At 63.9% G+C, this 1477-nt stretch carries 2 protein-coding genes; one reads left to right on the top strand and one right to left on the bottom strand.

What is annotated here, in order from left to right; translation table 11 throughout:
* Nucleotides 1–816 (top strand): L-threonine 3-dehydrogenase (gene tdh / locus OU682_RS23925; protein WP_268944673.1); only part of this gene is annotated, 816 nt, incomplete at its 5' end.
* Nucleotides 817–820: 4 nt separating this feature from the next.
* Here tdh and OU682_RS23920 read toward each other — a convergent pair.
* Entirely contained in the window at nt 821–1291 is a 471-nt protein-coding gene (locus tag OU682_RS23920; RefSeq protein WP_268944672.1) for an Lrp/AsnC family transcriptional regulator, read from the bottom strand.
* Nucleotides 1292–1477 lie beyond the last annotated feature (186 nt).

The raw sequence follows: 1477 nt of genomic DNA, 5'->3' as shown, positions 1-1477 counted from the left end.
GAACTGGGCCGCAACGTCACGGGCCTGTCCGTCGGGCAGCGCTGTTCCGGCGAGGGGCATCTCATCTCGAAGGATTCCCGCCAGAGCCGGGCGGGCAAGTTCCACCTCGATCCGGAAACGCGCGGCATCGGCGTCAACGAACAGGGCGCCTTCGCCCAGTACCTGCGGCTGCCGGCCTTCAACGTGGTGCCGCTGCCCGACGGCATCGACGACGAGATCGGCGCGATCCTTGATCCGCTGGGCAACGCCGTCCACACCGCGCTGTCCTTCGATCTGGTGGGCGAGGACGTGCTGATCACCGGCGCGGGCCCCATCGGGATCATGGCCGCCGCGGTGGCGCGTCATGTGGGGGCGCGTCACGTAGTCATCACCGACGTCAACCAGGACCGGCTGGATCTGGCGGCCTCGGTCGCGGATGTGGTGCCGGTCAATGTCCTGGCCGAGGATCTGGCGGCGGTCCAGGCCCGGCTGCGGATGAAGCAGGGCTTCGATGTCGGCATGGAGATGTCGGGCAACCAGGCAGCTCTTGACCAGATGATCGAAAGCCTGGTGATGGGCGGGCGCATCGCCATGCTGGGCATCCCGCCCGGCAAGTCGCCCGTGGACTGGAGCCGGATCGTCTTCAAGGCCATCACGGTGAAAGGCGTCTATGGCCGCGAGATCTTCGAGACGTGGTACAAGATGATCGCGATGCTGGAAAACGGCCTGGATATCCGCAAGGTCATCACCCACCGCTTCCCGGTCGATGATTTCCGCACCGGCTTCGAGGTCATGCGCGCGGGTTCCAGCGGCAAGGTCGTCCTGGACTGGACCTGAAGGGTCAGATCATCCGGTTGAGGTCGATGGGCCGGTTGTCGAGGATTTGTTCCATCGAGAAGAGGCCGGTCACCTTGTCGAACTCGAATCCGTCGATCAGCTTCTGGTAGAATCGGTCATAGCCCGCCATGCCGGGCGTGACGATCTTCAGAAGGTAATCCCATTCGCCGCCGATGCGGTTGAAGTCGATCACCTCGGGCAGGGCCTGGACATGCCGGGAAAAGCGATCGACCCAGTCACGCGCATGATGTCGGCTGCGGATCATCACGAAGACGGTCAGGTCAAGCCCCAGGGCCGCCAGGTCCACGCGCGCCTGCGAGCCCTTCAGGAGGCCTGCCGCCTGCATGGCCTGCACGCGCCGCCAGCAGGCATTCTGAGACAGCCCCACGCGTTCGGCCACCTGCCGCTGCGACAGCGACGAATCGCGCTGCAGCGTTGTCAGGATCCGCAGATCGATCACATCAAGATTCGTCATATTGTCGTTCATATGATCGAAACGAACGCCGCTCCAGACGAAATCAGCGCGATCTGATTGGGAAAACTCGGTCTATCCTTGAATGACCCAAAGGAGACCAGCCGTGCCCCAAGACCCGTTCGCCCCGTTTCTCGCCTCCATCGACCCTGCCGACCCTGTCGCCGCGCTCCGTGACGGGCTTATCGG

This window comes from Paracoccus benzoatiresistens, from assembly GCF_026913015.1.
GTDB lineage: Bacteria > Pseudomonadota > Alphaproteobacteria > Rhodobacterales > Rhodobacteraceae > Paracoccus > Paracoccus benzoatiresistens.
Note: the sequence above shows the minus strand (reverse complement) of the source record. Positions and strands in the feature narration are given on the sequence as shown.

What these genes read in the sequence shown, in the direction of transcription:
- OU682_RS23920 (WP_268944672.1), bottom strand. Translation starts at nt 1,291, where the DNA reads ATGACGAATCTTGATGTGATCGATCTGCGGATCCTGACAACGCTGCAG.